The sequence below is a fragment of the Frankia sp. CoWAU3 genome (genome assembly GCF_977971855.1).
On the sequence record NZ_CDWWXB010000008.1, the window covers coordinates 5141 to 12620 of the forward strand.

The following is a 7480-nucleotide window of genomic DNA, read 5'->3' on the forward strand; positions in this document are numbered from 1 at the left end:
CCAGTGCCAGCACGTGCGCCAGCTCGTCGAGCCGGTCGGGGGCGATGAGGATGCGCCAGGGCACCCGGCGCAGCAGGACCCGGGTCGTCTCCCCCACCCCCGGCTTCACCATGACCACGTCGGGGATGTCGAACGCGGCCGCGATGCGCTCCACCGCCGCCCAGCCCGCCCAGGTCGGACTGCGGTCGGCCGCCCACAGCCGCGGCCAGGTCTCGGCGACCTCGTCGGCCACCTCGGGGAAGTGGGCCGCCACCGTCTCGACGAAGTGCCGGGACAGATCGTGCGCCGCGAGTTCGGCGTAGTACTTCGCACCGTGGAAGTCATCCGGGCCGATGTGCTCGGCGTTGAGGACGGTCCGGCTGACCAGCCCGCTCACCGTCGAGTTCAGGCAGGCGCTCGGGATGAGGAAGTCGTCGCGGGTCCCGTAGAGCGGCACGCACCGAGCCGGGTCGGCCAGCACGGCGAGGGTGTCGTCCAGCCCGAGCCGGGCCACCGCGTCGGTCAGCACCCGGGTCATCACCCCCTTGCCGGTCCAGCCGTCGACGAACTGGATCACCTCCCGGTCGTGCCGGGAGGTGAGGTAGCGGATCGCGTTCAGGTCCACGCCGCGATCCTTGATCACCGAGATCGCGTAGTGCGGGGTGTCGAGCCCGTGGCGCCAGCCGTACCAGCGCCGCATCAGGATCCCCACCGGGGTACCGGCCCGGGCGATCGAGGCCAGGACCGGCTCGGGCTTGGTGACCCGTACGAGCTCCGCCACGAGGCCGGTGGCGAGCGCGACCCGGCGGGCCGACCGGTCCAGCGCCCGGTGGTAGAGCTCCAGGTAACCGGCGTCGGGCTGGTACTCGACCGGCAGGTCCTCGGAGTAGTGCCGGCCGGCCTGCATGGCCTCCTCACGGTCCTCGGTGGGCCGCTCCAGGGCGACCGCGCTCAGGTCGGTCAGCAGGAAGGTCACGTCCGCCGGATCGTATGAACCCGAGCCGACGGTGCCGGTGAGCGCGGGATCCACCGCGCCGATCCCGCTCACCGGGCGTCCCCGGGCGCACCGGTGAGCGGCCCGGCGGCGGACGGCGCACCGGTCGGTCGAGGGGACGGCCGGTAGGACGGCCGGTAGGACGGCAGCGTCAGCACCGTGACCGGAGCGCATCGGCGCAGCTGAGTAAGCATGCCGTCGAGACCGGTAGCCGCACGGGGAGAGCTCCGGTCCGCCCCCGGGGCGACGTCCGTCCCAAAGTCGACGACCGTCCCAGAACCGACGACCGGGACAGAGTCGACGACCACCACGATGTCGTCGTACATCCCGGGCCGGACGTTGTAGACGTGGCTGGCCCGACCCGGGTCGTCCGGCGCGGGGAAGGTGAGGGCGGCGCGGATGGCGTAGCCGTCGACGTCGACGGGGTGGACCGGCGAACGCGTCGTGGACTGGTAGCGGATCTCACCCGGACTCGTCCGGGCCAGCGCGTCCGCTATCCGCATCGGCGTGTACATCAGTTCCTCCGTCCCGAGCACGAGCGTGCGACCCGCGGGCCGGGTCAGCGCGGCCAGTACCGTCGCGGCGACCGGCGGCACGACCTCGTCGAGGCGGTGGCGGTCGGTCGGCGACCAGCGATGACGGCCACCGTCAGGCAGGTCGGACGGCCAGTCGGCCACCAGCCGGCGGACCGGATGGGCCACCAGCGCCCCCGTCGCCCGCGCCGCGTCCCGACCGCCCGCGCCCCCGGCGAACCGGGCGCGGATCCGCGCGGCCCGGTCCGCGATCTCGGCCGGCACGGTGACGGTGGCCGTGAGCAGGGCGACGACATCCAGCCGGACCCCGAGCTCGCCGGCGAGATCGGCGAACGCGGCCCGGGCCGCGGGCGGACGGGCGTCGAGCAGCGTGGCAACCACGTAGTGCTCGCGTGGGGCGTGGGCCTGCAGGATCCGGATCGTGCCTAGGGCGGTACGCCCGGTCGACAGCTCGTCGTCGACGAGCACGATCGGCGTGCCGCACCGCAGGATCTCGCGGTCCTCGGGCATCAGCCAATGGTGGGTCGCGTGGGAATGGGACTCCACGAACTCAAGGATCGGCGTGGCACCGGGCAGCGGCCGCCGGGTGGTGTGCAGGTAGTGGCTCGCCGGGAGACCGTCGGCGACCGCGTGCCCCAAGGCCGTCGCGGTCTCGCAGTAACCGATCACGATCGGGCCGGTCCGCGGGCCCCCGGGCTGCTCGGCCGACGAACCCTGCACCGGTGGGTCCGCAACCGGCGGGTCCGCAACCCGCTTTCCGGCCTCCTCGAAGCCGGGCAGTGCCCGGACCAGCGCGGCAACCCCGGCCCCGGCCGCGAGCGCCTCGGCCGGTGCCACCGGCAGATGCTTGCCGAGCACCCGGCTGACCAACAGGTGCGCCCGGCGTGGGTTGCGGCGCAGGGCGAGTCCCACCAGAGCGTGCAGCCCCTGGCCCGCCACGTCCGCGGTGACCTGGACATCAAGGCCCAGCGCGGTCCACAGCCACATCCCCGCGGAGGCGGCCGCTGGGCTGCGGGCGGGCACGGGCGGGTGAGGGATGGGCGCGCCGGTGGGAGCGTCCGTCCCCGCCGTCGCCGTCATCGGGCATTCCGCTGGTCGAGACGACCGTGCGTCGCAGCCAGCACCTCGACGAAGGTGTCGCCCTCGCGCAGGACACCGAACGCGCGCGCCCGGCGGATCACCGCCTCGGCCCAGGCCCGGTGCGGACGCAGTTCGTTCATCTTGTTCGCGTAGCTGCTCGGCCGTACCCCGCCGGCGTCCCCGTCGAGGACGGCCTCGGCATCGGTGTACTCCTCTTGGGTGACGACGTGCAGCGCGTGCACGGCGGGCACGTGGCTGGGGTGGATCACTGTCTTGCCGATCAGGCCGTTGGCCTTGTCCAGAACGACCTCCCGGATCAGCCGGTCAAGGTCGGCGGAGACCAGTTCGCTGCGCATCCGGATCGCATCCTCCCCGCCGTCGACGCGGTCCGCCTGCGCGAACGGGGTCACCCGCAGCGAGCTGACGAAGAGCCGTTCCGGCTGGGCGAAGTACTCCCAGACCGGTCCGGTCACGACGTGGTCACCGCCCCGCGCGCAGATGTTCACGATGTCGGCGATGCAGTCCCGGACGACAGCGATGTCGTAGATCGTCAGGTCGCGGTCACGGCGCAGCCCGAACAGCCCGCACAGGTCCGTCGCACCGAGCCGGATCGCCAGCACCTGGTCGGCGTGCTTGTCGACCAACCGCCGGACCGCCGACAACGCCTCCACCCGGGTCTCCCGGTTGATGACCTGCGGGCTCTCCAGCACCGGCATGGCCCACAGCGGGCGACCGGCCGTCTCGGAGGCCCGCAGCACCGCCTCCATCGCAGCCTCGCCGCCCTCCTCGGCGAACTTGGGCAGCACGAACCCGGCGAGACACCCGACCCCGGCCGGCCCGAGCCGGTCGACAAGATCCGGGATCTGCCCGACCGCGCGGACCCGGACGAACAGCAGCGGCATCGCGCCCGCGGCCCAGGGGGGCTCCGCCGCGAGCGCGCGCAACGCGGCGACGACGTTGTCCTCGGCTGCGGCCACCTCGGTGTCGGCGATGGAGTCCTCCAGACAGAGAACCATCGAGGTCACCCCCGCAGCGGTCTGTCTGCACACGTCCGATGCCAACCGGGGGCGCGTCCCCGGGGCGTAGAGGGTCGCGCCGAGCGCGGTGGCCAGCAGATGACGATCATCATTCACGGTGATGTCCTCCGGCGGCCGGAGGAACAGCGCGTCAACCGTCTCGGGGCCTAGAAAGGCGAAGTGGCGCAAGCAGCATTCTCCTCGTCGAAGGCAGGGGCGTCGTTCGACGAGCATCCCGAAACGGTGCGCGCCGACCGAAGCCGGCAAGATCGTGAAACGTTGCCTCTCAGCGACGGTACCTGGCGAAAGGCATCCGACGACAGCCCGCGGGAACTGACGGCCAGCCGACACACGGCGGCCATCTCGGCGCCATCTACGGGGCGCCGACCTGCGGCGCAGCGTCCGCGAGCGGCCAGCCACCAGCCGGCAGCGGGCGGCGCCCGCCGGCCTGATCAGGAACGGGAGGTCCGGGAACGGATGACCCGGGAACGGGTGGTGGGCCGCGGAAGGCTGTGTCGCCCGCGGCCCACCACTCCCGGCCGACCCTCGACCGACCCCCACTAACGCGACTAACTGGCGCCGGATCCGAAGAGCTTCTTGTACATGGCGGACGCCTTCGGGTTCTGACCGCCGTTCGTGATGGTCGAGCAGACGTTTCCGGGAGTGGGGTCGCTGAAGTAGGCGTCGTAGCCCATCACGTCGCTGGCCGCCTTGAAGGTGTCGAACATCTTCTGGATGTAGAAGGGATTGTCGCCACCGCCGTCACCGCTGCAGGAGGCCACCCCCCATTCTCCGACGCCGACCTTCTTCCCGTGCTCCCGGGCGAACCTGATCACGTAGCACAGGCCGTTGACGTCCTCGCACTGCTTGTTCCACGTCGCCTCGTCCTTCGACGGGGGGAAGTGGTCGTAGGCGTCGATGCCGACATAGTCCACGTACTCGTCGCCGGGGTAGGCGCCCCAGGGACTGTTGCCACTGGGCACCGGGGAGGCGTGCGCGTTGAAGGTCCAGTCGATCTTGACTTCGGAGTCGGTGGACCGGATGGCGGTCGCGATCTTCCGGAAACAGTCCCGGAACACCGTCGGGTCGGCGTCCGTATGCCAGTACATGAACGTTCCGTTGAACTCCCAGCCGACCCGGATGATGGAGTCCGCCCGGCCGTGCGCCACGAGGAAGCTGCCGAGCTTCTTCCATTCGGAGTCGTACTCGCCTCGGGCACAGGCGGCGTTGTCGCCCTGGCCCTTGGGGAATGTCGGCTGGCTGATCAGCAGCTTGCCCTGGAAACCCTTGAAGAGATCCACCGGCCAGGCCGGCTCCACCAGCCCGCCCCAGCCCTGGTCGCGGCTCGTGTAGACGTGGACGATGTCGTTCGGCCGGCCGCGCCAGTCACCGAACTCGACGAGCTGCGCGAGCTGATGCGACTGGAACCCCGACAGCCACGGCAGGCCCGACCTCGTCCCACCGGCGCCGGTGCCCGTCGCTCCCGTACCGGGGGTCGGTCTCGACCCGGACGGGGTCGCGGTCGGCGTTGCGGTTCTCCTGGTGGGGGCGGTCGAGCTGGCGCTCGCGGACGGCGCGGGCGAGACGGCCGGGCTCGGCGAGGTGCCCACGGACGTGTCCTGCTGCCTGGGAGACGGCGATGTCGAGGGCGCCGTCTTCACCACCGGCTCGTCGGGAAGATCCGGAGCGGCCTGGAACGCCCGGGCGGCCGCCTCCGGTCCGGTCACCTCAAGGGCGTCGGTCGCCGTGGCCGTGCCCTGGGTGGCCTTGACGTTGACGGTTCCCGCGAAATCCGCCGGCACCCGGAAGCCGAGGATGAAACGGCCGTCGGCGTCCGCCCGGGTGAGCGCGCGGCCACTGCCCGCGTCGCCCCCCGCCCGGCTGGATCCGCTCGTCGCGGATGGCGACACGGTCGGAGTCGGCGACGGTGACTTTCCCGCGGCGCGGGCCAGCGGGGTGACCGCCTGGAGGAGACCCACCACGAACATGGCTATCAGGCCGATCCGGGCTCCGGTCCGGACCCGGCGCTGGGTGTGGATCCGGCCGCTGCGGGGTCGTCGATGGGCTGAGGGAATCGGCAGGCCGACCGGAGGGGCGGGTCGGCCGCGGATGATCGAGGCCATGCTCGCGCGCTGCCTTTCGGTGTTGGCGTGACATGCTCCCGTCGGATCCCCCGGCGCGCGACGGCGGAGCATGGCCGGACCACGACCCACGATGGGGCGTCCCCTCCGAGCGGACCGCTCGCACGGCAACCGCTCAGCGCTCCACCGGACTCGACCCGTGCCTCACCAGGCGAGTCGACCGGGCACCGTCAGGTGCCCGTCCGTGAACCCGACCGTCTCCGGCCTCGCAGCCGGAACGATTCGACAGGTGCTCCACCCAGGTAACCGATACACACCTGGGCGGTACTGGGACTAGGAGTGATGAGGCCAATCGTAAACGGCGCATCCCAGCCAAGGAACAGCACCCTCATGAATACTTTCCGTAGTAGCGCATATGTTGCAGATCTGGTGCCACAAAGCCCGGGGTGGCCGCCATAAATCAACGGAAGAACAAGAAGAAATGGGCCGGAGCGGACCACGGAGAGCACATCCACCTGGGATCGCTCCGGATCATCGAATGACCAGTGCGTCGTCCGGTGGTTGGGTGATGGTCCATCCAGTCGGGTGCACCAGCGCGGGCAACAGCCGGACTCCCCAGGGCAGCTGGGCGCTGTCCAGGGTGACGTCGATGGTCCGGGTGCCGGCCTGGTCCACAGCGGCGAGCCGAGACAGCTCGTGGGCCTCCGCGGCAGCCCGCGGCGGTACGGTTCCCGGCCGCGCGAACAGGATCAGATCTCCGGCCGGACCGGTGGTGTGCACCTGCACCCGTAGGGTGCGCCGCCGCCAGCCGGCCCTGCTCACGGTGTAGGTGACAGTCGGCTGGACGGCCGGTGCCGGAGCCTGCGGCGGCGGCGACGTGGGGCTGGTGGGCGAACCCGACGTCGGGCCCGACGGCGGGCGGAGGGGGCCGGTGGCCAGGGGCTGCGGGTAAGTGCCCGTCGCCGCGGGCAACGGCACAGCACCCGTCGCCGCGGGCAACGGATAGCCCCCGGTGCGGGGCTGGGTCGGCCCACCCGGCGGCTGCATCGTGATCGGGTCGGCGACGGCACCAACCACCGGCCGGCCCGGGGCCACGCCGGCCGAGGCCACGCCGGCCGAGCCTCCCGGGCTGCTCCCGGACGCCGCCGGCATCGGGGGTGGATCAGGACGCGTCGCGGGGCGCGCCAGCACCGAGACGCCGGCCGCGACCACCCGGGCCACGCCCCCCGACCGGTACACCGGGTAGCAGGCCACGTGATAAGCCCACCCGTCCCGCGGCGCGGCGAGATGCCAGCCGCCCTTGATCTCAAGACTGGTATTGGTGACCTTGGCGCTCGCGGCGTAGGGATCATCCGGTCCGGTCGGCGGTTGGTCACGGCGCCAGAGCACCCGCGCCTCGGTGATCCCCGGTGGCAGCTGGAAGGACAGCACGATCGAGTCGCCTCGATCGTCGGCGCGCAGATCCCGCACGGGTTCGATGGCGAGGTGACGCACGGCCCGGCCGACGACGGCCGTCCCGCCATGGACCGTCAGCGGCGTGTAGATGACCTCGCCGACCTGTGCCGCCTCGCTGACCTGCCCGGAACGGCTCAGCCCCACAAGACGTGACGAATCGGTGATGGCGGCGAGCGACACGTCGCCGCCTTCCGGCCCGATGCCGATCACCGGCAGGGGCCCCGACCCCGGGCAGGGCCACGGGCCGGTGCTGGTCCCGTGAGCGGTGCTGATCGCGTGGGTGACGGCGGCGGGGACGGCCGGCGGCTGCGGCACCGGGGTCGCGTAGATCCGCACCTCCCA

Annotated in this window: 4 protein-coding genes and 1 pseudogene; all 5 read right to left on the reverse strand. The window is 72.0% G+C overall.

Features of this window, described 5'->3' with window-relative positions; translation table 11 throughout:
* Window positions 1-1018: cysteine protease StiP domain-containing protein (locus AC08ON_RS01930; RefSeq protein WP_476616355.1), on the reverse strand; the 1018-nt coding region annotated here is incomplete at its 3' end.
* A gap of 5 nt (window positions 1019-1023) precedes the next feature.
* Window positions 1024-2586 carry a phosphoribosyltransferase family protein gene (locus AC08ON_RS01935; protein ID WP_476606586.1) on the reverse strand — a complete coding sequence of 521 codons (1563 nt, stop codon included), beginning with the start codon at window positions 2584-2586 and terminating at the stop codon, window positions 1024-1026.
* Window positions 2583-3791, reverse strand: a complete 1209-nt coding sequence (locus AC08ON_RS01940; RefSeq protein WP_476606585.1) for an HpcH/HpaI aldolase/citrate lyase family protein — start codon at window positions 3789-3791, stop codon at window positions 2583-2585. The genes AC08ON_RS01935 and AC08ON_RS01940 overlap by 4 nt, the downstream gene beginning before the upstream one ends.
* Window positions 3792-4171: 380 nt before the next feature.
* Window positions 4172-5590 (reverse strand): glycoside hydrolase family 26 protein, encoded by a 1419-nt coding sequence (locus tag AC08ON_RS01945; RefSeq protein ID WP_476606584.1) that lies wholly within the window; start codon window positions 5588-5590, stop codon window positions 4172-4174.
* Window positions 5591-6214: 624 nt separating this feature from the next.
* Window positions 6215-7480, reverse strand: a pseudogene (locus tag AC08ON_RS01950) (zinc ribbon domain-containing protein); the annotation flags it as partial.

Bases quoted from the DNA above. Each gene is read 5' to 3' on its own strand.
- AC08ON_RS01935 (WP_476606586.1), bottom strand. From the start codon at position 2,586: ATGACGGCGACGGCGGGGACGGACGCTCCCACCGGCGCGCCCATCCCT.
- AC08ON_RS01945 (WP_476606584.1), bottom strand. From the start codon at position 5,590: ATGTTCGTGGTGGGTCTCCTCCAGGCGGTCACCCCGCTGGCCCGCGCC.